23 protein-coding genes are annotated in these 24,285 nt (G+C 62.2%); 12 read left to right on the top strand and 11 right to left on the bottom strand.

Annotated elements, in window-relative coordinates; genetic code table 11:
* Positions 1 to 27: 27 nt before the first annotated feature.
* Positions 28 to 960 carry a tyrosine-protein phosphatase gene (locus R4P65_RS24035; RefSeq protein WP_317828399.1) on the bottom strand — a complete coding sequence of 311 codons (933 nt, stop codon included), beginning with the start codon at positions 958 to 960 and terminating at the stop codon, positions 28 to 30.
* Positions 961 to 1,245: 285 nt separating this feature from the next.
* Here R4P65_RS24035 and R4P65_RS24040 point away from each other — a divergent pair, with 285 nt between their 5' ends.
* From R4P65_RS24040 to R4P65_RS24050, 3 genes are all read left to right on the top strand, one after another.
* The gene (locus R4P65_RS24040) at positions 1,246 to 2,280 is read left to right on the top strand and encodes an ABC transporter substrate-binding protein (RefSeq protein ID WP_317828494.1); all 1,035 of its coding nucleotides are present in this window, start codon (positions 1,246 to 1,248) and stop codon (positions 2,278 to 2,280) included.
* 155 nt (positions 2,281 to 2,435) lie between these two features.
* Positions 2,436 to 3,329 (top strand): phosphoribosylaminoimidazolesuccinocarboxamide synthase, encoded by an 894-nt coding sequence (locus R4P65_RS24045; RefSeq protein WP_050655449.1) that lies wholly within the window; start codon positions 2,436 to 2,438, stop codon positions 3,327 to 3,329.
* On the top strand, positions 3,326 to 5,440 hold the full coding sequence (locus R4P65_RS24050) for a S9 family peptidase (RefSeq protein WP_317828400.1): 2,115 nt from the start codon (positions 3,326 to 3,328) through the stop codon (positions 5,438 to 5,440). The genes R4P65_RS24045 and R4P65_RS24050 overlap by 4 nt, the downstream gene beginning before the upstream one ends.
* A gap of 27 nt (positions 5,441 to 5,467) precedes the next feature.
* On the opposite strand, the gene R4P65_RS24055 is transcribed toward R4P65_RS24050, so the two are convergent.
* Together R4P65_RS24055 and R4P65_RS24060 are read right to left on the bottom strand one after the other, a co-directional pair.
* A complete protein-coding gene (locus R4P65_RS24055; protein WP_230814945.1) occupies positions 5,468 to 6,157 on the bottom strand; it encodes a response regulator in 690 nt (229 codons plus the stop codon).
* Entirely contained in the window at positions 6,154 to 7,740 is a 1,587-nt protein-coding gene (locus R4P65_RS24060; RefSeq protein WP_317828401.1) for a sensor histidine kinase, read from the bottom strand. The genes R4P65_RS24055 and R4P65_RS24060 overlap by 4 nt, the downstream gene beginning before the upstream one ends.
* 119 nt (positions 7,741 to 7,859) lie before the next feature.
* Here R4P65_RS24060 and R4P65_RS24065 point away from each other — a divergent pair, with 119 nt between their 5' ends.
* Positions 7,860 to 9,272: a cation:dicarboxylate symporter family transporter gene (locus R4P65_RS24065; RefSeq protein WP_317828402.1), complete on the top strand. Its 1,413-nt coding sequence runs from the start codon at positions 7,860 to 7,862 to the stop codon at positions 9,270 to 9,272.
* Positions 9,273 to 9,403: 131 nt separating this feature from the next.
* On the opposite strand, the gene R4P65_RS24070 is transcribed toward R4P65_RS24065, so the two are convergent.
* The 3 genes from R4P65_RS24070 to R4P65_RS24080 all read right to left on the bottom strand — a co-directional run bounded on the left by R4P65_RS24070 (position 9,404) and on the right by R4P65_RS24080 (position 12,852).
* Positions 9,404 to 10,627, bottom strand: coding sequence for an acyl-CoA dehydrogenase family protein (locus tag R4P65_RS24070; RefSeq protein ID WP_317828403.1), 1,224 nt, complete (start codon positions 10,625 to 10,627; stop codon positions 9,404 to 9,406).
* Complete coding sequence (locus R4P65_RS24075) at positions 10,624 to 11,901, bottom strand: acyl-CoA dehydrogenase family protein (RefSeq protein ID WP_317828404.1); 1,278 nt, start codon at positions 11,899 to 11,901, stop codon at positions 10,624 to 10,626. Before R4P65_RS24075 ends, R4P65_RS24070 begins: the two co-directional genes overlap by 4 nt.
* Before the next feature lie 126 nt (positions 11,902 to 12,027).
* Positions 12,028 to 12,852, bottom strand: a complete 825-nt coding sequence (locus R4P65_RS24080) for a sucrase ferredoxin (RefSeq protein WP_317828405.1) — start codon at positions 12,850 to 12,852, stop codon at positions 12,028 to 12,030.
* 277 nt (positions 12,853 to 13,129) lie between these two features.
* On the opposite strand from R4P65_RS24080, the gene R4P65_RS24085 reads away from it, so the two are divergent.
* From R4P65_RS24085 to R4P65_RS24095, 3 genes are all read left to right on the top strand, one after another.
* Positions 13,130 to 14,065, top strand: coding sequence for an iron-siderophore ABC transporter substrate-binding protein (locus R4P65_RS24085; protein WP_317828406.1), 936 nt, complete (start codon positions 13,130 to 13,132; stop codon positions 14,063 to 14,065).
* Between the two features lie 56 nt (positions 14,066 to 14,121).
* Complete coding sequence (locus R4P65_RS24090; RefSeq protein ID WP_003945816.1) at positions 14,122 to 14,619, top strand: glutathione peroxidase; 498 nt, start codon at positions 14,122 to 14,124, stop codon at positions 14,617 to 14,619.
* Between the two features lie 102 nt (positions 14,620 to 14,721).
* Positions 14,722 to 15,426 (top strand): DUF2334 domain-containing protein, encoded by a 705-nt coding sequence (locus tag R4P65_RS24095; protein WP_019747074.1) that lies wholly within the window; start codon positions 14,722 to 14,724, stop codon positions 15,424 to 15,426.
* Between the two features lie 129 nt (positions 15,427 to 15,555).
* On the opposite strand, the gene R4P65_RS24100 is transcribed toward R4P65_RS24095, so the two are convergent.
* Positions 15,556 to 16,203, bottom strand: a complete 648-nt coding sequence (locus R4P65_RS24100; protein ID WP_317828407.1) for an MBL fold metallo-hydrolase — start codon at positions 16,201 to 16,203, stop codon at positions 15,556 to 15,558.
* Between the two features lie 165 nt (positions 16,204 to 16,368).
* Between R4P65_RS24100 and purS the strand changes: the two genes are divergently transcribed.
* Together purS and purQ are read left to right on the top strand one after the other, a co-directional pair.
* Positions 16,369 to 16,608, top strand: coding sequence for a phosphoribosylformylglycinamidine synthase subunit PurS (gene purS / locus R4P65_RS24105; RefSeq protein WP_003945817.1), 240 nt, complete (start codon positions 16,369 to 16,371; stop codon positions 16,606 to 16,608).
* Positions 16,605 to 17,282 (top strand): phosphoribosylformylglycinamidine synthase subunit PurQ, encoded by a 678-nt coding sequence (purQ, locus tag R4P65_RS24110; protein WP_050655460.1) that lies wholly within the window; start codon positions 16,605 to 16,607, stop codon positions 17,280 to 17,282. The genes purS and purQ overlap by 4 nt, the downstream gene beginning before the upstream one ends.
* A gap of 85 nt (positions 17,283 to 17,367) precedes the next feature.
* Here purQ and R4P65_RS24115 read toward each other — a convergent pair whose 3' ends face one another.
* The gene (locus R4P65_RS24115; RefSeq protein ID WP_317828408.1) at positions 17,368 to 18,588 is read right to left on the bottom strand and encodes a pyridoxal phosphate-dependent aminotransferase; all 1,221 of its coding nucleotides are present in this window, start codon (positions 18,586 to 18,588) and stop codon (positions 17,368 to 17,370) included.
* A 139-nt stretch (positions 18,589 to 18,727) separates the two neighbouring features.
* On the opposite strand from R4P65_RS24115, the gene R4P65_RS24120 reads away from it, so the two are divergent.
* Positions 18,728 to 20,134 carry a PLP-dependent aminotransferase family protein gene (locus R4P65_RS24120; RefSeq protein WP_317828409.1) on the top strand — a complete coding sequence of 469 codons (1,407 nt, stop codon included), beginning with the start codon at positions 18,728 to 18,730 and terminating at the stop codon, positions 20,132 to 20,134.
* A gap of 54 nt (positions 20,135 to 20,188) precedes the next feature.
* Positions 20,189 to 20,635: a MarR family winged helix-turn-helix transcriptional regulator gene (locus tag R4P65_RS24125; protein WP_317828410.1), complete on the top strand. Its 447-nt coding sequence runs from the start codon at positions 20,189 to 20,191 to the stop codon at positions 20,633 to 20,635.
* Positions 20,636 to 20,638: 3 nt separating this feature from the next.
* Here the strand turns inward: R4P65_RS24125 and R4P65_RS24130 are convergent, their stop codons facing one another.
* The gene (locus R4P65_RS24130; protein WP_317828411.1) at positions 20,639 to 21,850 is read right to left on the bottom strand and encodes a macrolide family glycosyltransferase; all 1,212 of its coding nucleotides are present in this window, start codon (positions 21,848 to 21,850) and stop codon (positions 20,639 to 20,641) included.
* Between the two features lie 181 nt (positions 21,851 to 22,031).
* Between R4P65_RS24130 and R4P65_RS24135 the strand changes: the two genes are divergently transcribed.
* Positions 22,032 to 22,322: a YiaA/YiaB family inner membrane protein gene (locus tag R4P65_RS24135; protein ID WP_054800678.1), complete on the top strand. Its 291-nt coding sequence runs from the start codon at positions 22,032 to 22,034 to the stop codon at positions 22,320 to 22,322.
* Here R4P65_RS24135 and R4P65_RS24140 read toward each other — a convergent pair.
* On the bottom strand, positions 22,306 to 23,412 hold the full coding sequence (locus R4P65_RS24140; RefSeq protein WP_317828412.1) for a sensor histidine kinase: 1,107 nt from the start codon (positions 23,410 to 23,412) through the stop codon (positions 22,306 to 22,308). The genes R4P65_RS24135 and R4P65_RS24140 overlap by 17 nt on opposite strands.
* Complete coding sequence (locus R4P65_RS24145) at positions 23,409 to 24,122, bottom strand: response regulator transcription factor (protein ID WP_317828413.1); 714 nt, start codon at positions 24,120 to 24,122, stop codon at positions 23,409 to 23,411. The genes R4P65_RS24140 and R4P65_RS24145 overlap by 4 nt, the downstream gene beginning before the upstream one ends.
* Positions 24,123 to 24,285: the final 163 nt, after the last annotated feature.

The raw sequence follows: 24,285 nt of genomic DNA on the forward strand, positions 1-24,285 counted from the left end.
TCGTCGAACCCGGGGCATCTGTGTCGCTCAGCCCAGCAGCTTGGCTTTGAGCGTCATGACGGTCACTGGGCTCAGGCCCAGGCCCTCGGTCAGATAGCGATCGACCGACCCGTAGGTCTGGTCCAACTGGGCGAGGCCGGCATCGAGATAGCTTGCCTCGACACCCAATAGAGGCTCCATGTTGACGGCCATCTGCTCGCCCAAGCTAGCCGCGATGCCCGCGCGTGTGGCCTTCATGCCTTCGGCGGTGTACTCGTTGGTCAGCAGGTAGTCGTTCACGATCACCGAGCGGTCGACGCCGGCGATGCTCAGCAGCAGAAAGGACGTCCAGCCGGTGCGGTCCTTACCTGCAGTGCAGTGGAAGACCTGTGCACCTTCAGTTTCCGCGAGGCCGGTCAGCAACTGCGCGAACCCGGCCCGCTCCGTAGTTCCGGTGACGAAGGCGCGGTTCATGTCCTGCATCATCGATCGTGAGTCCTCGGGGGACTTGATCTTCGCGACCATCTCGGCGATGTTCCCGGACAGGATCGGAATGTTCTCGTACGCAACCCCGTCGGGCAGGACGTCTGGCTTGCTGGCGATCTCGGGTGCCGTTCGCAGATCGTAAACCTTTGTCAGTCCGAGCTTTTCGAGAACGCTCATGTCATCGCCCTTGGGCGTGATCGCGTTCGCGCGGTAGAAGACTCCCTTGCTTACGGGCATACCGAAAGTTCCCGAGTATCCGGCGCCGGTGCCCGCGACATCGCGGAAGTTGTCGATCCCGTTCAGCCGCGGGGCATCTGGAGTTTGATCGGCACTGCCGAAGCTGCTGGAGCCTAGATCCAGTGAGCCGAATTGTGGAGCCGATGGGACAGGTTCGGCGTGTGCGATCGAGGCGCCGAAACCGGTGATGAGAAAGCTACTGGTCAAGGCAATGGCCGCGGCAGACCGTAGTGAGTAGGTGCGCGTGGATCGGGACATGTCTGAGCCCTTCGTCGAGCGGTGAGAGTGGCGAGTCGATGAGGTATCGCGAAGGCAAGGTAGCGAGTTCGAGTGCCCGATTCGAGAAGAATCTTGCTTTGCTCCCTCTCAGTGGGAGGCGTATTGCGCAGGCTCGCTCGCTTACCGAGTAGTGCGCCGTGCGTTTTCGCCTGACTGCATCGGAAGGGGGTTCATTCCTCGGGACCTGTGTTTGTGTAAACACCCCGTGCGCTGATATTGGTTAGCCTCACCAAATTAATTCCGGTGCAGTTCCGGTTCGTCCAGATGGAGTTCAACATGCGGGTTCAAGGTCTGTCGCGGGTTCGCCGCGCAGTGGTGATCGGTGCAGCAGCCGCGTTGGCAGTAGGCGTCGCCGGATGCAGCAACTCCGAGGAGGCGTCGACCGAATCTTCGACGACGGCCGCGAGCTCGCAGACCCGTGTCTTCGAGGCGCAGAACGGATCCATCGAGATCCCGAGCGATCCGCAGCGGATCGTGGCCTGCGGATACGCGGTTCTGCCGTTGATCCAGGCAGGAGCAAATCTGGCTGCGGTGTGCGAGTGGACCCGTGAACTCGGCAACATGGACGACAAAACCAAGGCCGCTTACGAAGCCCTGCCGAAGGTCGCACCCGATGGCAACGTCTCCCAGCTCAACTACGAGGGAATCGTCGCTGCCGAGCCTGATCTGATCATCATGGGTGTTCCCGCTCGCGTCGAGAGCCAGTTGGACATGGCTCAGCTCAAGGCTGCTGCTCCGGTCGTCTTCCTGGGGCCGACGGTTCCCGCTGATTGGCGCGTGTTGGGTGAGAAGTTCGCCGACGCCGCCAATGTTTCCGACACCTACGGTGAGTTCAAGGGCGAGTACGACGCTCGCACCACCGAATTGACCGCGAAGTACAAGGACAAGCTCGGCTCGCTCACCTTCGGAGGCGTGTGCAACGTCTGCAAGCCCGAGGCTGGGACGTTCTCCCGCGAGTACGCGTCTTCGTACACAACCAATCTCTTCGACGGACTCGGCCTGCAGTTCCTCGGCACCCCTGCTGACCCTGCTGACATCCACAACGAACAGGTATCCATCGAGAAGATCGGCGAGAATCTCGGAAATGTCGACGTGATCGTCTACGGCCTCAACGCCGACGGCTCGATGTCTCCGCAGCTTCAGGAACTGGTCGATTCCGAGCTGTGGAAGGAACTGCCCGCAGTGAAGGCCGGCAACGTCGTCCAGGTTCGGCATTCGTTGGCAGCGACCTATCAGACGGCTCTTCTGACGCTGGATTCGATCGACGAGGGCCTGTCGAAGCTGCCCGCAAACCGGTAGTTCATCGACTGTGACAGTGGCCTCTCGCCCAGTGGCGAGGGGCCACCTGCATATCCGGGTGAACAGGGCGGACAGCTCTCCGAACGGCGAGGACGCTTACCAGTCCCGGCTACCGGGGTTCTGTACGAACTGCGAACGCCCGATAGGGTGACCGGGTGCGTCCTACACTTGATTCCTACACTCATCTGGCCGGTGGCAAGGTCCGTGACCTTTACACGATCGACGACGAGCATCTGCTGCTTGTCGCGAGTGATCGGATCTCGGCCTATGACCACGTGCTCAGCACACCGATCCCGGACAAGGGCCGCGTTCTCACCGCGATGAGCGTGTTCTTCTTCAACGTCCTCGGTGGCACCAACCATCTGGCCGGCGAGCCCGACGACGATCGCATCCCGGAAGAGGTGCTCGGCCGGGCTCTCGTCGTGCGCTCCCTCGACATGGTTCCCGTCGAATGCGTCGTCCGTGGCTTCCTCACCGGCTCCGGCCTGGTCGACTACAACAACACCGGCGCAGTGTGCGGCGTCGCATTGCCCGAGGGCCTTGTCGAGGCGTCGCGGCTGCCCGACCCGATCTTCACCCCGGCGTCCAAGGCGGCTCTCGGCGATCACGACGAGAACATCAGCTTCGAGCAGGTGGTGGAGAAGGTCGGCCTGAAGCTGGCCGTGCAGCTTCGCGAGGACACTCTCGACGTTTACGCCCGCGCCTCCAACTTCGCAGCCGATCGCGGAATCATTCTCGCGGACACCAAGCTCGAATTCGGTCTCGACTCCGCTGGAAACCTCGTGCTCGCCGACGAGGTGCTCACCCCCGACTCGTCCCGCTACTGGCCCCTCGAAGGTTACGAGGCAGGCAAGGTGCAGCCCAGCTTCGACAAGCAGTTCGTCCGCGACTGGCTCACGAGCCCCGAATCCGGTTGGGATCGAAGCTCGGACACGACACCGCCGCCGTTGCCGCAGGAAATCGTCGATGCGACTCGCGCACGCTACATCGAGGCGTACGAACGCATTTCCGGGTTGTCCTTCGACGATTGGGTCGGTCCCAGCGCATGAGCCTCGTCCCGCCGGTCGCAAAGAAGGTCCCTGTCGAACGTACCCATCACGGACACACGTTCGTCGATGACTACGAGTGGCTGCGGGACAAGGACAATGCCGAGGTAGTCGCGTACCTCGAAGCCGAGAACGCGTACACCGACGAGCAGACAGCCGCTCTCGAGCCGTTGCGCGAGAAGATCTTCCAGGAGATCAAATCGCGGACGCAGGAAACCGACATGTCGGTACCCACACGCATGGGCAAGTGGTGGTACTACTCACGCAGCGTGGAAGGCAAGTCGTACACCGTCCAGTGCCGGTGCCCCATTGCCGGTGAGGACGACTGGACTCCGCCCAACCTGACGCCTGGCGTAGAGCTGGCCGGCGAGCAGATCCTCATGGACGGCAATGTCGAAGCCGAAGGGCACGAGTTCTTTTCACTCGGCGCGTTCTCCATCAGCGAGGACGGCACGTTGCTCGCGTACTCGGTCGACATCGTCGGCGACGAGCGATACACCTTGCGGTTCAAGAACCTCGAGACCGGCGAAATGCTCGCCGACGAGATTCCCGACACCGCACCCGGCGCCACCTGGGCGATCGATCACAGTCACGTCTTCTACATGACCGTCGACGACTCCTGGCGTCCGGACACCGTATGGCGTCATAAGCTGGGAACGCCGCAGAGCCAAGATGTTTCGGTCTTCCACGAGCCCGACGAGCGCTACTGGGTCTCCGTGGGTTCGACTCGCAGCGAGAAGTACCTGATGATCTGGGTCGGGTCCAAGGTGACCAGCGAAGGCTGGATGCTGGAATCGGCGAATCCGGAAGGCGACTTCCGCGTCATCATCCCGCGTCGCGAAGGCGTCGAGTACGGGGCCGAACACGCGGTGATCGGGGGAGAGGACCGCTTCCTCATCCTCCACAACGACGTCGTGGACGGAGTCAAGGCCGAGAACTTCGTGTTGGTGGAAGCTCCGGTATCGGATCCGACGAACATGACGACGCTGATCGAGCACAGCGCCGACGTTCGTCTGGAAGAAGCCGAAGCCTTTGCCGGACACCTTGTCCTGAGCTACCGCCGCGAGGCTCTCACTCGGGTTGCCGTGTGGCCGTTGACCGCTGACGGCTACGGCGAACGTCACGAGATCGACTTCGACGAGGAACTCTTCAGCATCGGGATGGGGTCCAACCCGGAATGGGCGCAGCCCACTATCCGGCTCGGCTTCACGTCCTTCATCACTCCCGGGCAGGTGTACGACTACTACGTCGCCGGTGGTGAACTGGCACTGCGTAAGTCGCAGCCTGTTCTCGGTGACTTCGATGCGAGTAATTACGAGCAGCGCCGCGACTGGGCTGTGGGCGACGACGGCACCCGCATTCCGCTCTCGATCGTGAGGCGCGTTGGTGCCCCCGAAGGTCCCGCACCGTTGTTGTTGTACGGCTACGGCTCCTACGAGGCGAGCATCGACCCGTCGTTCTCGGTTGCCCGGCTGTCGTTGCTCGATCGCGGTGTCGTTTTCGTGGTTGCACACGTGCGCGGCGGCGGCGAGATGGGCCGTCACTGGTACGAAAACGGTAAGACGCTCACGAAGAAAAACACCTTCACCGATTTTGTCTCTTGCGCAAAGCATTTGATCGACACCGGTGTCACAGCCGCTGATCGTATGGTTGCCGACGGCGGTAGTGCGGGTGGATTGCTGATGGGGGCTGTCGCCAACCTCGCTCCGGAACTGTTTGCCGGCATTCTCGCCAACGTTCCGTTTGTCGACCCGCTGACGTCGATTCTCGATCCGTCATTGCCGTTGACGGTCATCGAGTGGGACGAATGGGGAGACCCGCTGCACAACAAGGACGTCTACGACTACATGCGCTCGTACAGCCCGTACGAGAATGTGGAAGCCAAGGACTATCCCGCCATTCTTGCGATCACGAGCATCAACGACACCCGTGTTCTGTACGTGGAGCCGGCCAAGTGGGTCGCAAAACTGCGCGCCACGAAGACCGGTGACGCTCCGCTACTTCTCAAGACCGAGATGAGCGCCGGACACGGCGGTGTCAGCGGTCGTTACGAGAAGTGGAAAGAGGTCGCGTTCGAGTTCGCCTGGGTGCTGGACACCGTGGGCGCGAACTAGCCCGGTGTCAATCTGGTTCTGTGTCAATCAGGTTCTTCGGTAACGAACCTGAGGGCGCCCAGCGCGCCCGTACTCGGTCTCCCGGGTGAGCATGCCGTCGTCTGCCAGCTTTTCCAGGTAGCGCCAGGCTGTCACCCGGGACACGCCGACCGATGCTGCCACCTCTGCGGCGGTCACGGGTCCCTCCGAATCCCGGACAGACGCTGCGACGAGTCCGAGCGTTTGAGGCGCAAAGCCTTTCGGCGCCGCTGCTCGATCGTCGGACGTTCGTAGTGCGGACATCGCTCGGTCGATGTCGTGCTGGCTGACCGCAGACTCTCCAGCGGGAAGTGCTGCACGATATTCGAGGTAGCGCTCGAGCTTGTCGCGGAATGCTGCAAAAGTGAACGGCTTGAGAAGATAGAGGACGATCCCGCGAGCCACGGCGCTTCGAACCACCTCCAGATCGCGCGCCGAGGTAACCGCGATGATGTCCGGACTGGGGCGCAACCCGCCGAGGGCGGAAGCCACGTCGAGACCGCTGGCGTCGGGCAACCCGATGTCGAGCAGGACCAGGTCGATGGGCTGGTCGGTGGCGTTGGCCGCCGTAACTGCACGCACGGCGGCGTTCCCGGAATGAACCACGCCGTGGACCACGAATTCCGGCACTCGCTCGACGTAGGAACGGTGTGCCTGCGCGATCAACGGTTCGTCGTCGACTATCAGTACACGAATCATCGCGGTGCTTCCGCCTCGCGCAGCGGGATACGGACGACCAGCATGGAGCCCATCGCCGGTTCGCTGGTGAGCGTGCCGCCGTGCCGTTTCACCACTTGCGAGACGAGCGCGAGACCGAGTCCGCGAGAGCCGGATTTTGTGGAGTAGCCACGGCCCTTGGCCTTTTCGAGTGCTTCGGGTGTCATTCCCGGGCCGCTGTCGGCGACGGCAACAACCATCATCGAATCCTCTTCCATTACCGTCACTTCCACCCACGGAGACTCGCTCGCGCGCGATGCGTCAATAGCATTGTCCACGAGATTGCCGACCAGCGTGACCAACTCGCGTGCATTGAGCGAAGGAACCGGACCGAGCGCGGTGTCTTCCGTGATGGTCAGGTCGACCCCACGCTCGGTCGCTTCGCTCATTTTTCCGAGCAGTAGTGCGGCCAGCGCCGGCTCGTGGACCGCATTCATCAGACGATCTATCAGCTGTTGGGACACCCGCAATTCATTGGTGGCGAAGGCCACTGCGTCTTCGTTTCGCCCCAACTCGACCATCGTGATGATCGTGTGCAGACGATTTGCACTTTCGTGGGCTTGCGATCGAAGCGACTCGGCAAAACTACGTACCGAATCCAATTCCCCGAGCACGTTCTGCAGTTCGGTGTGATCGCGAATTGTCAGCACGGTGCCAATTCTGTTGCCCTCCCACTCAACCGGGTGTTGGTTGACCACCAGCACACGCTTGTCGGTGAGGTGCACTTGGTCCTTGGCGGGCGATGCGTCGTCGACTCGCAAGGTCTCGGGGATGGATGAAAGTGGCACGGGCCCGTCCGGTAGATCGAGGAGGCGACGTGCTTCGTCGTTGACGATATCCACTCGCGCATCCTTGCTTCGGCCTCGCCCGATCACCACCAAGCCCTCACCGATGCTGTGCAGGACGGCGTCGTGGTGTTCGTACATGGTGCGGAGTTCATCCGGCGCCATTCCCAGGGTCTGTCGCCTGATACGCCGACTCACCAGAAGCGAACTCAAGAGCGCGGCAAGAAGACCGCCGCCGGCAACGAACAGGATGACCGGAACACTTTGGGCGAACTGCTTGCTGATCTGTTCGCGGGTGACACCGGCAGACACCAGACCTACCAGGGTTCCGCCGGAATCGTAGACAGGAGTGACGGCGCGGATCGACGGCCCCAGCGACCCGGCGTACGTTTCCGTGAAGGTCGCGCCGGCGAGTGCGCGGTCGATGTTCCCGGTGAACAGTTGGCCGATCAGTTCCGGGCTCGTGTGTGTGAACCGAGTGCGATCCGGCGCCATCACCACGATGAAATCGACGCCGGTTGCCTGTCGGATTTTCTCGGTCTGTGGTTGCAGAATCGCAGTCGGGTCCGGACTCGTCAGGGCTGCCGCCGTCGAATCCGACAGGGCGAGAGTCTGCGCTATCGAGCTGACCTGACGACGGATCGCGTCATCGCTGTCGCGGCGTTCGTCGACAACCGCGAGCGCGGCCCCCACGCCGATGACCAGCGCCAACAATGCCAATTGCAGGATCAGGATCTGCCTGGCAACGCTCATACGTCGGCCGGTCTTTCGTTCGACCATCGAGCGCCTCCTGAACGTAATGAACACAAACTTCCGGGCCCACCTGTTTGCAACAAGAATTCTCCACGACTCGAAGTGATCCCGATCACTTCACAGATATCCGATCCAAAGGACACCCCATGAGCAGCACGGCAACAGGGACAGTAGACGGTTCCCCACAGCCCGAGGGCACCAAGGCAAAGCGCGACAAGACGCATTGGCTCTACATGAGCGTCATCGTGGCGGTCATCGGCGGCATCCTCGTCGGTTGGCTCGCACCCGAGTTCGGTAAGTCCGTCGGTGTGCTCGGAACGTTGTTCGTCAGCCTGATCAAGATGATGATCAGCCCGGTCATCTTCTGCACCATCGTGCTCGGCATCGGCTCGGTTCGAGCTGCGGCCAAGGTCGGCAAGGTCGGCGGCCTCGCGCTCGCCTACTTCATCGGGATGTCCACCATCGCACTCGCGATCGGCCTGGGCGTCGGCAACCTGCTCAACCCGGGCAGCGGCCTGAACATCACGCCCAACGCGGCCTCGGTGGCCAAGCTTGCAGATCAGGCCCACAGCGCCGGCGGCACCTGGGACTTCATCGCGTCTATCATTCCGACGTCGATGCTGTCCTCCCTCACAGCCGGAAGCGTGCTGCAGACTCTGTTCGTCGCCCTTCTGGTCGGTTTCGCGATCCAGTCGCTCGGCAAGTCGGGTGAACCGATTCTCAAGGCCGTCGGATACATCCAGAAGCTCGTGTTCAAGATCCTGACGATGATTCTCTGGCTCGCCCCGATCGGTGCTTTCGGTGCCATCGCCAGCGTCGTCGGCCAGACCGGGTTGAACGCCGTCGTCCAGCTCGGAACCCTGATGATCGGCTTCTACCTGACCTGCCTGATCTTCGTCTTCGGTGTTCTCGGAACGCTACTGCGCGCCGTCACCGGATTCAACATCTTCAAGCTGGTCAAGTACTTGGCCCGTGAGTACCTGCTCATCTTCGCCACCTCGTCCTCCGAATCGGCACTGCCGCGTCTGATCGCCAAGATGGAGCACGTGGGCGTCGAGCGCACCACGGTCGGCATCGTCGTTCCCACCGGCTACTCGTTCAACCTCGACGGCACCGCGATCTACCTGACGATGGCGTCGATCTTCATCGCCGACGCCATGGGACAGCCGCTCGCCTTCGGTGAACAGCTCTCGCTGCTGGTGTTCATGATCATCGCCTCCAAGGGTGCTGCCGGAGTCAGTGGCGCCGGTCTGGCCACACTGGCCGGCGGACTGCAGAGCCATCGCCCCGAGCTTCTCGACGGCGTCGGACTCATCGTCGGAATCGACCGCTTCATGTCGGAAGCGCGAGCGATCACCAACTTCTCGGGCAATGCGGTCGCGACTCTCCTGATCGGCGCATGGACCAAGACGATCGACAAGGAACGCGTCGTCGAGGTGCTCGACGGGAAGATTCCGTTCAACGAGGCAACGATGCTCGACGACGAGGACGAGGAAGAGCAGCACAAACTCGAAACGGCTCCGACCGGCACCAAGCAGTCATTTGTGAGCCATCACTAGATCCGTCCGCTCTGCTGAACGTTTGACCGCACAGCAGGTGCGGAACCCGATCTACGATCAGTGATCCTGGTCGTAACGATGAAAGAGACCGCCGCACCAAACGTGCGACGGTCTCTTTTTGTTCGTGGGTGCTATGTGTACCAGGACGGTTCGGGAATCTCGCCGGTCAGATAGCGGCTACCGACTTCACGGCGCTTGTACGCGAGCGGATCGTGAAGGGTATGCGTCCGGATGTTGCGCCAGTAGATGTCCAGGCCCACGTCGTTGGACGTGGCTCGGGCACCGGTCAGTTCGAAGATCTTGTTGCTGATCTCCAAGGACACGTCGGCGGCGCGAAGTTTTGCGGCCGCGATGCGTACGGCAAGATCGCCGCGAGCCTGCTCGGTGAGGTTTTCGCGAGCGTCGTGGAGCACGGCGTCGGCCTCTCGGCTGACCTGATCCACGAAGGCCTCCGCTGCCCACAGCTTGGATTGCAAGTCGCCGTAGCCCTCACGGAGGTACCACTCGTCCGTTGCGATTTCGCGGTTGTCGCCGCCGTACGGCCATGGACGCGTACGGGTTCGGGTGTACTCGGCCGCAGTGTCCAGTGCGCCACGGGCGATCCCGAGGTAGAAGTTCGCGAACACGATCTCGATCGCCGGGAAGTTCAGGGTGTTGTAGACCAGAGGTTGGAATTCCTTGTCGACAAAGCCTGCCGCGCTTGCCCAGTCGACCTCGACGTCGTTGATCTCGACACTGCCGGAATCGGTGAGGCGCTGCCCGAGGTTGTCCCAGTCTCCGCGGAAGACTATGCCGTCCTGAGCAGTCGGCACGATCGCGAACACATGCGTCGCAGTTCCGTCGATGATTCCCTCGAGCACCGTCAGGTCGGTGACTCGGCCGCCGGTGGAAAACGACTTCACACCGTTGAACACCAGGGTGTCGCCGCGGTCCACGACGGTGAGGTCGATGTCTCGAGGATTCACCGCACCGCCGAAGAAGAATCGATTGCTCGTGTACAGCTCCTCGACATCGGAGATCTGCGGATCGGTACCGACCAATCTGGCTGCCCACGCCCACAGGTAGTGATACCCGAGCAGTTGTCCGATGGAGCCGTCTGCGCGCGCGATCTCCCGAACCACTTTGTAGGCGGTCTCCCATCGCTGCCCACCGCCGCCGAACTCGACCGGGCCCAGGAGCGTCACCAGACCACTGTCCTTGAGCAGCTGGACTTCTCGGAACGGTGGTTCGCCGGCTCGGTCGCGGGCGAGTGCGTCGGCGGCAAGGATGTTGCTCACCTCGCGTGCGCGGTCGATCCAACCCTCGGATGTGTCGGGAACGCCGACGAAGACTTCGGTTTCACTGGTCACGGTCATGCCGGTACATCCTTTTCAGTCGGTGCAGTCCCGATGGCCCACACGTAAATCGGTTCGGTTCCGTTGATTTCGTAGTCGCCGACAACTTTGGATTTGAAGACGACCGGGTTGTGGCTGGCGACGGTGCGGGCGTTGCGCCAGAATCGATCGAGATCGAGGTCCCGGCTCACTCCGGAAGCGCCGAGCGCGTCGAAGATCTTGGCCGTGGCCGGCACGACGAGTCCGATCGAGGCGACCTGGCCTCGCCCCGAATCGATTTCGGCCGCAATGTTGGCCGCCTTCTCTTCCTCCGGCGACCCGGAGAACGCGGCTTCGTAAGCCCATTGGGACGACTGCGCGGCGTGCAGTGCAACGGACTCGGCTGCAAAGGCGGCAGAGGACACTTCGCCGACCACTTGCTGGATCTGTGAATCTTGCGCATACCTTGGAGCGTTGCCGTGGCTGAAGGTGCGAGTGCGAGCGGCAACTCGGCGAGAAATCTCGGTTGTCGCAGCCTTGGCGATGCCGGCGAGAGTGGCGAGATGGAACAGTTGGTAGAACGCGGTCTGGTATTTGAATCGCGTCGAGAAGTCGAAGATGTTCTCCGGCTGGACAATCGCATTCTCGTAGATGGACGAGCCGGATCCTGTCGTCTGCTGGCCGAAGCCGTTCCAGTCGTCGCTGTGCGTGACACCAGGTTGCCTCGCCTCGACCGCGGCAATCACGAATGCGCCCGTGTCGGTGCGCTGCGAGTACAGGTCGATCCAGTCGGCGAAGATCGAACCTGTGCTGTAGAACTTGGCCCCGTTCGCCAGGAAATGATCGGCATCCGGTGCCGGCGAGACCTTGGTGTTGGCTTCGCCCAATGCAACGTCGCCGATCTCGGTCCACGCGTTTCCGACCAGCTGTCCCTCTGCAAAGCGTCGGAGCCAGGTGTCACGTTCAGGTCCGGGGTCGGCGACCAGTCGGTCTTCGACAAACGCGAAATGACCGCGCAGTGCCTGGGTGATGTTGGAATCGGCACTTGACAGTTCGACCAACAAGCGAATCAGCTGAGGGATGCTCGCGCCGGATCCACCGTGTGTCGTCGGCACCCGAACGGCGCCGAAGCCTGCTTTCTTGAGTGCGTCGATCTGTTGGAAGGGAAGGACATGATCGCGTTCGCGTTCCACGACGCTTTGTGCGATGTCCGCAAAGATCGGACGGAATTTCTCTGCCAGCGATTCGTAGTCGACCTCACTCTTGATCGGATCTGCAGACCGGGAAACGGCATTCGGCGTCAGTGCGGTGGTCATGGGAAGAATGCAAGCCGTAATCACCAGGGGCGTCGAGCCTTCATCGCGACCTGATTCGAAGTGTTGTCAGTCCGCGCAAATCTCGGTTCGATGGCCTGCCGGGCAGTCGCAGCGGAAATCGAGTGGTCAGTGCGGTTGCTCGAGAAGGTGCTCGACGGTCCATCCGCTCCATTCGACCGTTCCTCCGGAACCACAATCGTGTCGGAACGGTTGCCCTGGAGAGCCGGGGCATACGACCACGCGAAAGTCTCTCGCTCCCAACCGAAGGTCGACAGTCGTGCGTACTCCGTCGACCCTCTCGGTGACACTCTCGAGTGCATCCGTTGCGACGATGTCGGTGGCGCGCCGGACAGCGTGCTCGGCGGCCTGAGCGGCCTGAGACAGCGCTGCCCGGCCGCGCAGGTGCGTCATGGACAGTTCTCCATTCAGGTACTTCTCGGCTGCATCTATCGCTGAGTTGCCGTCCAGTCGGCTGAAATAGACTGCGGCGGGCCACGCAATCATGTTGGCGGCGAAACGATCTCCACCGATGTGACTGCACTCCCACACGTCCGCGAGCTGGGCCGCGTCCAGTGCCGCTACAACCGGACGGCCGAGTTCGGCGCAGCACGCATCTTTTTTCCCATGTGTGCAGACTCCGAAGAGCGGTTCCGTGCGGGAGCAGCCGAAGGCGGGCTCCACTCCGGTGGCCATCGATTCGAACGGTAGTGCCGACAGGTCCTCGTATCGGTCCACCGACCCTTCCCGCATCCAGTGGCGCGTGCCGTCCGTCCACGCGAGTACACACGTCGGGGTGAGGACTCGGCGGATGCGGGGCCGCCGGATCACCACGAGGCGGATACGGCCCTGCGCTGCGTAGATCTTTTCGGTGAGCGCGACGGGGAGAACGTCGTCGGGGGCGGACGCCGGCCAGGGCCCGGGGTGCTCGATCAACACCCACAGATGTGTCATTCCGGCGCGACCGACCATAGGTTCGCCGGCGGCCGAGGACTGCCGTGTACAGGCGTGAGGGCGCCGACTGGTTTGAGGATTGGCGACGAATTCCGGAAAGCACTGCATAGGTGCCTTCCCCACGGCACCGTCGCTGTGGCAGGGGAGGGAAGACACGAAAAGGCTCCAGTTTCGTAGGTTAGGCTCACCAGACTATTGGATGGTGAATCCTTTGCTCAGCCGTGGTGAATGCGCGTGGCTGTGGCGGTCGGAAGCAGTCGGTGACAGGAGTGTGTGAATGAAGCGCAGTAACTCGCGTACGAGGTACGTGCTGGGTGGTTTTGTCCTCGCTGTCATCGTGGCAACGACGACTGCTTGTGGCGGTGACGATCTTCATGACCCTGGGATGCAGCCCGACGCCGTGCACGCGGTCACCCACGCCCGCGGAACTACCGACGTACCGATGGATCCGCAGCGAGTTGTCGTGCTCGAGCCGGTTCAGCTCGACACGTCGGTAGCGCTGGGCGTGATTCCCGTGGGCACCGCGGTACTCAGCGAGACGGCCGGGGTTCCGGCGTACCTCGGTGAGAAGGCCGCGGAGATCGAGATGGTCGGCACCGTCGCGGCACCGAACCTCGAGAAGATCGTCGCACTGAGCCCGGACCTGATCATCGGAACGGAATCGCGGCACGGTGATCTGTACGAGCAGCTCGCTGCCATCGCGCCGACCGTCTACATGGCGACCCAGACCGATCCGTGGCAGGACAACGTCCAGTTCGTCGCAGCGGCGTTGAACAAGACCGATCAGGCAGGCGAACTGCTCGGTGACTACACGGCACGCTGCGAGGAAGTGGCGAGCAAGCACAGTACCGAGGGCAAGACCGCTCAGCTCATCCGCCCACGCGACGACGTTCTGACGCTGTACGGACCCACGTCGTTTGCCGGAAGCACACTCGAATGCGCTGGGCTCACCATTCCCGCACGCGACTGGGAGAACTCGATCTCCGTCGACCTCTCCCCGGAATTCGTCTCCGGATCGAGCGCCGATCTCATCCTGGTCACGTCCGTGAATCCGGCCGATTCCGGCACGATGCCGAAGGCCGTGGCGGACAACGCCGGATTCTTCCCGAACCCACATCTTGTGGACATGTCGTACTGGATCACCGGCGTCGGACCGCTCGGCGGTCTCACCGTTCTGGGCGACCTCGATCGCATTCTCGGAGCGTCGAATTAGCGGTGCGCGAAGTACGCGAAGTAGCAGTGTGCGAGACAGTCGCTAAGTTGGAACCTATGACAACTCCAGTACAGAACATCGCGATCAACACTCTCGGTGGCGTGCCCACCTCGTTGGGTGAATACGACGGCCGTGCCGTGCTCGTGGTCAACGTCGCATCCAAGTGTGGACTGACCCCGCAGTACTCGGCTCTCGAGAAGCTGGCCAGTGAATACGCGGACCGCGGTCTGACCGTGATCGGTATCCCGTGCAACCAGTTCATGGGCCAGGAACCGGGCACCGCCGAAGAGATCGAGACGTTCTGCTCCACCACCTACGGCGTCACGTTCCCGCTTCTGGAGAAGATCGAGGTGAACGGCGAAAACCAGCATCCGCTGTACGCCGAACTCACCAAGGCCGCCGACGCCGAAGGCGCTGCCGGCGACATCCAGTGGAACTTCGAGAAGTTCCTGATCGGACCGGACGGCACCGTCGTCAACCGATTCCGTCCGCGGACCGAGCCTGACGCACCCGAGGTTGTGGCCGCGATCGAAGCTGCGCTTCCCAAGAACTAGTAGCTGCGCTTCTCGAGAACTAGTAGCCCGTTGCTGGAAACTGCCGCCGGATGATCATCCGGCGGCAGTGTGCTGTTCACCCACAGCTGCCACTATCGGAGTATGTCCGCAGAACTGATCGTGTCGGTATCCGGAATCAGAGACGAGACATGCTATCTCGCTGCCGGCTTCGCTGACGAGATGGACGCTCGAGGTGTCCGTTTGTCGCTCCTGGTGGCGCCGCGACTGAAGGACAAGTATCGACTGGCCGACGACGCGGTGACGACGGCTTGGCTGCGTGAGCGTCGTGAGCACGGCGACGCCATCGTTCTGCACGGCTACGACCAGGCAGCGACCAAGCGTCGTCGGGCCGAGTTCGCCACCTTGTCGAAGCACGAAGCAAAACTGCGACTACTCGCTGCGGATCGAGTTCTCGAGCATGCCGGCCTTCGGACCCGGGTGTTCGCGCCGCCGCGCTGGGTGGCGTCGCCCGGTGCCATGTCGGTGTTGCCGGAGACGGGTTTTCGCACGATGGCAGGCCTCGGGGCCGTGCACGATCTGACCCGTGGCACCTTGCAACGGGGACGGGTTTTCGGTATCGGCGAGGGCTTCAAGGCCGAGCCGTGGTGGTGTCGCGCATTGGTTCTCGGAGCCGGGCGCGCCGCCAAGCGTGGGGGACTGGTCCGATTGTCGATCACGGCCAAGCAGTTGGGAAACGAGGGCCCGAGGCAGGCAGTTCTCGACGCCGTCGACCTTGCTCTCTTTCACGAAGCCACCTCGCAGGTGTATCGGTGGAACTCCCCGTCTCAGGAACTTGGCGCAGCCTGAAATCTGCCGACGGCAACTTTTCGATAGCTGCGAGTCGGCGTCGGCCGGATCCGCTACACACTCACCGACACAGCAGGTGGGACGAGCACCGGCTGGATCATCGACGATGTGAGTGCGTGAAGGATTGAATCAGGCGACCTCGACGCTCGACTCCTCGTCGAGGACGCGGAACTCCGTGCCGTCGGCAGCCATTTCCGAGTAGCGGCCGTAGAAAATACCGGCGGCTTCGTCGCGGATGATCGCTTGATGGATGGGAACCGCGACACGCGGCGCCACCGCGCGGAGGTAGTCGATGGCCTCGGAAATCTTGAGCCACGGCGCGGCGGCAGGAAGGGCAAGGACGTCGACCGTCTGTTCGGGAACGAAGAGGGAATCGCCGGGATGCATGAACTGCGCCGGGTTGGTCGCGTCGCCGAGGAGGAACGCGGTGTTGTCGATCATCGGTAGGTCCGGATGGATGATCGCGTGCTCTCCGCCGGTTCCGGTCACCTCGACGTTGCCGATGCTGAAATGGTCACCGGGCCGGACTCCGGTCCAGCGCCCACCGAGCTTTTCAGCCGTCTGGGGATCGCTGTAGAGCACGGCGTCGGGGTTCGCTTCGGCCAGTTCGGGCAGGCGCGCCGGGTCGGCGTGATCGGGGTGTTGATGTGTCACGAGGATGGCGTCGAGGCCGGTGATGCCTTCGAATCCGTGCGAGAAGTTGCCGGGATCGAAGAGGATCTTCGAGCCGTTCAACTCCACGAGCACACAGGAATGGCCGAAATGTGTCAGTCGCATGATTTCGAGTATGCGCCGACGCGGGAGGGCTCGCTGGCGAGTCCCACAGGTGTTGGCCGTCACGCCCCGATCACTCGATGCGAACCATCTCGGGTGCGCCCGGTAAACTGGCCATCACCCGAGCGTTTCACTCCGGGTTCGCGCACTAGTACCGAGGAGCAGCACGTGGCCCGTGTCGTCGTCGAAGTCATGCCCAAGGCCGAGATTCTCGACCCCCAGGGACAGGCAATTGTCGGGGCACTGTCTCGCCTGGGCTTTGCAGGAGTATCCGATGTCCGTCAGGGCAAGCGGTTCGAGTTGGAGATCGACGGCAGTGTCGAAGACGCCGAACTCGAGAAGATCGCCGAAGGCCTGCTGGCCAACACGGTGATCGAGGATTGGACCGTCAGGCGAGTCGAGGCATGAGCGCACGTATCGGGGTTATCACGTTCCCGGGCACGCTCGACGACATCGACGCTGCTCGGGCCGTCAACCTGGCTGGCGGTGAAGCTGTCGAGCTCTGGCACGGCGATGCAGACCTCAAGGGTGTCGACGCGGTCGTCGTCCCCGGCGGATTCTCCTACGGCGACTACCTTCGCTGCGGCGCGATCGCACGTTTTGCTCCCGCGATGGGCAAGGTCGTCGAAGCAGCCAAGGGCGGCATGCCGGTCCTCGGCATCTGCAACGGTTTCCAGATCCTTTGCGAAGCCGGTCTGCTCCCCGGTGCTCTGACCCGTAACCAGGGTCTGCACTTCATCTGCCGCGACGAGTGGTTGACGGTCGAAGCCAACAACACGGCGTGGTCCTCACGCTACGAGGCCGGCGCCCAGATCCTCATCCCGCTCAAGTCGGGTGAAGGTCGCTTCCAGGCTTCCGAAAAGGTCCTCGACGAACTCGAGGGCGAAGGCCGCGTCGTCTTCCGCTACTCGGAGGAGAACCCCAACGGCTCGCAGCGTCGTATCGCCGGTATCTCCTCGGCCAACGGCCGCGTCGTTGGTCTGATGCCGCACCCCGAGCACGCCACCGAGGCTCTCACCGGCCCCAGTGACGACGGACTCGGCTTGTTCTACTCGGCACTCGACGCGATCGTCACTGCCTGATCGCCTGCTGACTTTCACGACTGAACGCCGACCGGAAATCCGGTCGGCGTTCAGTCGTTTGTGGAGGTGTCCCGGTGCCTGGGGATTACTGGCTGTAGGAGCTGAGGAAGTTGCCGAGGCGCTCGAGGGCGGTCGTGAGGTCATCGGTGTTCGGCAGAGTCACCAGTCGGAAGTGATCCGGCTCGATCCAATTGAACGCGCGGCCGTGACTGACAAGAATCTTCTCCGATTCCAGTAGATCGAGAACGAATCTCTCGTCGTCGACGATGCCGAACTTGTCGACGTCGAGCTTCGGGAACAGGTACAGCGCCCCGTCGGCCTGCTGGCAACTGATCCCGTCGATGCTGTTGAGCGTGCTGTGCGCGAGATCGCGCTGGGCCGTCAGCCGGCCTTGTGGAAGCAACAGGTCCTCGATGGACTGGCGTCCGCCGAGTGCGGTCTGGATCGCGTGCTGCGCCGGCACGTTGGCACACATACGCATGTTGGCCAGCAGTTTGATGCCTTCGATGAAGCTCGACGCCCGTTCGAGTGGTCCGGTGATGGCCAGCCATCCGGCTCGGAATCCGCAGACGCGATAGGCCTTGGACAGTCCCGAATACGTCAGACACAGGACATCTCGCCCGGTCATCGTCGCAAGGTTTGTCATGGATCGGCCGTCGTAGACGATCTTTTCGTAGATTTCGTCTGCGAAGAGCATCAGATCGTGTTTGCGCGCAAGGTCCACGAACCGTTGCAGTACCTCCGTCGAGTAGACGGCGCCCGTCGGATTGTTGGGATTGATGACGACAATCCCTCGGGTGCGCGGCGTGATCCGAGCTTCCAGATCGTCGAAGTCCGGTGCCCAGCCTTGGCTCTCATCGGTGAGGTAGTGGACGGGCGTGCCGCCGGCAAGTGAAACCGAAGCCGTCCACAAGGGATAGTCGGGAGCGGGAATCAGGATCTCGTCCTCTGGATTGCAGAGGGCCTGCATCGTCAGGGTGATCAGTTCGGACACACCGTTTCCGAGATAGATTTCGTCGACGGTGACGTCGGTGATACCCCGCGTCTGGTAGTACTGGACCACCGCAGTGCGCGCCGAATACAGTCCGCGAGAATCGCAATACCCCTGCGCGGTAGGGAGATTGCGGATCATGGCCATCATGATTTCGTCCGGAGCTTCGAACCCGAAGGGGGCCGGATTGCCGACGTTGAGTCGCAGGATCGTGTGTCCCTGATCCTCGAGTTCTTCGGTCTTGTCGAGAATTCGCCCTCTGATGTCGTACCTGACATTCTCGAGCTTGCGGGCCTGATCGATGGGTGTGTTCACGCGGTTACGTACCTCTCCGGTTCGGGTGGGCGAGTTGTATTTCTGACGAGAAGGGCGCCTCAGGGTTCAGCTCTGGAAACGGGCACAAATTCGCGATAGCGCTAGCCTTGAGCGGAGAGTAGCGCTACCATGATTCGACATGTCCAATGATAGCAGTTCGAGGATTGTCGCAGCTTTGCGCGAGTGGATCGCCACGGCTCCTCCAGGCGCGAAGCTTCCGTCCACTCGGTCGCTCGTCAGCACGCACGGGGCGAGTCCGGTCACTGTGCAGAAGGCGCTGCGAACACTGGTATCTCAGGGGGTTGTGGAGGCTCGTCCCGGTGTGGGGACCTTCGTACGCGCCGCCCGCGTCGTTCGACCCAATGATTACGGGTGGCAGACGGCGGCGCTCGGATCGCCGAACCATCGTCTGCAGTTGCCTATTGCGTTGCAGTCCACCTCCAACGACGTGATCGCGCTGCACTCCGGCTATCCGGCCCGAGAGCTGTTGCCGGAAGGACTGGTTCGTGCAGCCTTCACCAGGGCGACGCGAACCGACGCAGTCTTCAATCGGCCCCTCGCTGCCGGGCTTCCGGAACTGCAATCCTGGTTTGCCTCCGAATTGGGTTCCGCCACTCCCGCCGGGATCACTCCGCCGGGGCCGAACGACGTGGTTGTACTTCCCGGCAGTCAGGGTGGACTTGCGACGTCCTTCCGTGCTCTGGTGGGGGAGGGGCGTCCGTTGCTCATGGAATCGCCGACGTACTGGGGTGCGATCCTCGCTGCCGCCCAGGCCGGTGTCACGGTCATTCCGATCTCCAGTGGTGCCAACGGTCCTGATCCTGAAGAGCTTTCGCGTGCATTCGAACAGACCGGTGCCCGCGCGTTCTACGCACAACCGAGTTTCGCGAGTCCGACGGGGGCGCTGTGGTCGCCGACGTTGGCTGACAAGGTGCTCGAGACCGTCCGTCGGCACGGCGCCTTCCTGATCGAGGACAGTTCGGCGCTCGATTTCGGCATCACCGCCGATCCCAGCCCTATTGCTGCTCGAGACGACAGCGGACACGTTGTCTACCTCCGTGCGCTGACCAAGAGTGTGTCCCCATCGGTGCGAGTTGCCGGCTTGATCGCTCGGGGACCGGCTTACGAGCGGATTCTTGCTGATACACAAGCAGATTCGATGTACGTCAGCGGAATGCTGCAGGCAGTTGCCCTCGACGTCGTTACCCAACCGGCCTGGCGAACGCACCTGCGCAGGCTTCGTCACCAACTCGAGGCCAGACGCGACCTCCTCGTGTCGAGTCTGCGCGAGCATGCGCCGGACGCTCACCTCGACGCCGTACCGCAAGGTGGACTCAACCTCTGGCTTCGGCTTCCGGACACCACGAATCTCGAACGCGTCGTGCAGGACTGCCGGTCGGCCGGCGTCATCGTCGGGGCCGGAGACGATTGGTTCCCGGCAGAACCGACCGGAAAGTTCCTGCGGCTCAACTACGCCGGTCCGACCCCGGGCGAATTCCCCGACGCCGCCCGGATTATCGGCGGAGCAATCACACAACATATGTAGAACTCACCGCCTTGGGTTGACCTGAACTGCCATTGAGGTTTTATCGTCGTGTCCATGACCAATCAGCCAATGCAGCCACCGGCGAATCAGCCGATCGGATTCTGGACCGCACGCGCAGGCGAAGCGATTCGGGCACGCACGCGCGGGGCACTCGAAGCAATCGGCGTGACTCAGCCGCAATGGTGGGCCCTGCACCAACTTTCGCTGCACCCTGAAGGGATGGAGCGCGCTGTCCTCCTGCGGACGATCGGTCCGAACGAATCAACTGACGTAATCGACGACGCCGTCGACTCTGCCCTCGAACTGGGGTGGGCGCGTGAAGATGGGACTGTCCTTCGCCCTACTGATGCGGGCTCCGAGCAGTTCGATCGCGCCGCGCGGGTACAGCAGATGTTGCAGGAGGAACGGATGCAGGGAATCAGCGAAGAGGAATTTGTCACCACCATCACTGTCCTGCAGCGAACCATCACGAACGTGGGCGGCGACGCCTGGCACTGGTAGCACTCATTTTCTCGGCCCGCTGCCGGGTAGAGCGGACTCGATCAATTCGACGGCACGGGACACACCGCCCGCCGCTGCGAGTTCTTTTGCCAACTCTGCACTGCGTCGGCGGAACTCGTCCGAGCTCACCCGAGTCAGCGACTCACGAAGCTCTGCTGCCGTCACGGTAGCGCCGTCGACGCGAACCGCGACACCGGCGTCGACGAGGGAGTCGGCGTTGCCGAACTGATCGACGGCTTGTGGCACCGCGATCATGGGTGTGCCGGTCACGAGTCCCTCACTGGATCCGCCCATACCCGCGTGGGTCACGAACGCGTCCGCCTGCTGCAGAATCGCGAACTGCGGTACCCATCGGTGTATTTCGACGTTGTCGGGCAATGGTCCGAGATCTGAGATCTGCACCCGTTTACCGATCTGGAGGACGACGTGCCAGCCGGCAATCTCGCCGAAAGCCTCGACGCAGGTGCGGTAGAAATCCGGATGATCGGTGAAGGCGGATCCCAGTGAAATCAACAAAATCTTGCGTTCGGGATCCGGGTTCACCCAGGGTTGATTGCTCGGTTCCAGTGCGGGGCCGACAAATGTGTAGACGTCGCGGTTCACGCGATCGGCGTTGGGCTGCATCGATTCTGCGATCAGAACGATTGCACGCGGTGGGCGTCCGGTGAAGTCGCGCGGATCGACCTCGACGCCTTCGCTGCGGAAGAACCGGGCCTCCCGATCGAGCAGGTCGACGCCTCTCGGATCGGAACGAATCTCGTCGTACATAGGCGCGGCGTCGGCTTCGTAACCGTCCCAGGCAACGTACGTCGGCGACAACTGGATGATGGGAACATTCCACTGCTGAGCCAGTATTCGCGCGGGGATCCCGGCGATGTCGTAGAGAAAGAGGTCGGGACGGTCGTCGTCGTAGATTCGGCGCAGTTGCGGCAGCATCGACTCGTAGTCGTCCTGGAAAATCGTCAACTGATCGATCAGATCCCCGTCCCAACTCTTCTCCGGTTCGGCGCCGTCAGGGGAAGGGACGAGGCTGGGCAGCGTGGAGACATACGGCGCGAATTCGGCCCCGGTCGCCTCGATGATCTCACGCATCGACTCGTCGTTGGCATAGGTGACGCGGTGACCGGCGGCGACGAGACGCGCGATGATCGCCAGGCTCGGATTGACGTGGCCCGGTGCCGGAATGCTCACCATGGCGATATGTCTGCGGGTCATCGATCACTCCTGCGGTCTGACTGTTGTCGAATAACAACTGTTCTGGAACAACTCCGGATACCGGACCGAGACTATCCACCAGGATGGGTAACGGCATCTGATTATTGCCGGGGGAAGTACCGTGCACTCTCGAGTAGGACTACGCATCCGAGTGTTGCGGCGAAAGGCCAGACTTCGACGCATGAGCGCACCGACAACACCTTCGAAGACCACTGCAGCCTTCTATCTGCAGGCCGGAATCGCCTTTGCCGTCAGTTTTGTCGGCACCCTACTCGGAATTGCCTATCTTCCGATCGATGCGTGGCAACGCGGATTTCTCGGAATGTCCTTGCTGTTCTTGGTCACCAGCACGTTCACGTTGGCCAAGGTGATTCGTGATCAGCAGGAGGCGTCCACAGTCAGAGTTCGAGTGGACGAGGCCCGACTCGAGAAGTTGATCGCCGAGCACGATCCATTCAAGGCAGCCGCCTGAGTCCCATCGGCACAGTGAGGACGAGCGTGCTGCCGAGCGGATGCTCGTTGCGGCGGGCCGTCAGGTTGCCGCCATGCGCCAGCGCGAGGCTCCTCGCAATTGTTAGTCCCAAACCGGAGCCGTCGGAACGATCACCACGATGAAAACGGTCGAAGACGGATTCGAGTTGGTCTGCGGGAATTCCGTCACCAGTATCGGTGACGGACAGCGAGAGGCGATCGCCTTCCCGTGCGAGTGTCACTGTCACCGAACCTCCGGTTGGAGTGTGCCGCAACGCGTTTTCGAGCAGGTTGGCGAGGATCTGTTCGATTCGTTGGCGATCGACCTCGGCCGTGACCGGTTGCGGAGGTAGCGCGGTCGTCAACCCGACGCCACGGTCGGCAAAACGTGGCCCTGCTGCTGCCGTTGCGCTGGCGACGATGTCGTCGAGATTCTCGGTGCGGCGATCGAGTTCGAGAGCGTGTTCGTCGGCAGCGGAGACGTCCGCCAGATCGCACGACAGCCGACGCAGACGTTCGAGTTGATCGCGCATCACCGACCACGACGAAGGATCTGTCGGCACGACTCCGTCCTCGATTCCGTCCACGTACGCAGCCAAAGTCGATACCGGAGTGCGCAATTCGTGGGCAAGGTCGGCAAGCAGTCGTTTGCGGACCCGGTCCGAACGATCAAGGCGTGCAGCCATGTCGGCGAATGCGGTTTCGAGACGCGTGAAATCGGCATCTACGTCGGACCTGCCGATAGTCACGTCGAAGTTCCCGTCGGCGACGCTTTGCGCCGCCTCTGCCAGCGTTGTGATCGGTGCCGTGATGCGTCGGACGATGTAGACCGCGGCGATGCCTGCGCCCACCAGTGCGACCGCGATCCCGCACAACAGTGCAATGGTCATGGTCTGAGCGAATGCTTCTTCGGTGTGGGTGCGCACATTCGAGTCTTCGATGCCGGCCATCATGAGGTGGTTGTGAAAGAGCGGGGCAGCGACGGCGATGGCAACGGCGGCGATGACGAGGCAGGAGACGAACAGGACGACAAGCTGCGCGAGCAGCAGTTTTCCGCGTAGCCCGAGTTTGTTCATGACGACCTTGTTCATGACGACCTCAATGAGTATCCGACGCCTCTGACGGTTCTGATGAACCGCGGATCGGTCGCGTCGTCGCCGAGTTTGCGGCGTAGTGCACGGACATGGACGTCGACGATGTGCTGGTCCCCGAACCAGGACGACCCCCACACCGAGGCGATGATCTCGGCCCGACTCCAGGCCGCGTCGGGTCGGGATGCGAGCGCGGACAACAGGGTGAACTCGGTGGGGGTGAGATCGACCGGGTTGTCGTCGACACGGACCGTGCGGGCCAGGACGTCGATGTCGAGTCCGGGAGGTGTAGGCAGCGCTTTCGGCAGCAAACTCGACGCGCGTGGCCGTCTGAGTAGAGCTTTCACGCGTGCAACCAACTCGCGGGGGCCGAAGGGTTTGACCACGTAGTCATCAGCGCCGGCCGCCAGGCCCGTCACTTTGTCCGACTCTTCACCGCGGGCGGAGAGCATCAGGATGTACGCATCCGAGAAGGTTCGGATTCGTCGGCAGACTTCCATGCCGTCGAAGCCTGGGAGCATCAGATCGAGCACTATCAGCGCGGGCTCGAATTCACGCATCGAACGTACTGCGCTCGGCCCGTCGTGGGCGAGGCGCACGGTGAATCCTTCGCGTGTCAGATAGTTGGCGACAACTTTAGCGAGGGCAGTCTCGTCGTCGACGACAAGAACACGCCCCGGTTCCTCACCCGGTCGTAGTTCGGCGCTCATCAAACCGAGGTTAGTCGACTGCGTGTCTGCACTGCTGTCGCGTGGTGGTTTCCGCTCGACTGTGAAGATTCGATGAAGGAAGCCTGTTTGGGCCGGATATCGGGCTTCGAGACGGATTTTCGTCGGTAACGTGGCAACTGTGCATTTGCAGAATCGTGATCAA

Origin of the sequence: Rhodococcus sp. IEGM 1318 (assembly GCF_033142465.1) — a bacterium.
GTDB classification, from domain to species: Bacteria; Actinomycetota; Actinomycetes; order Mycobacteriales; family Mycobacteriaceae; genus Rhodococcus_F; species Rhodococcus_F qingshengii_B.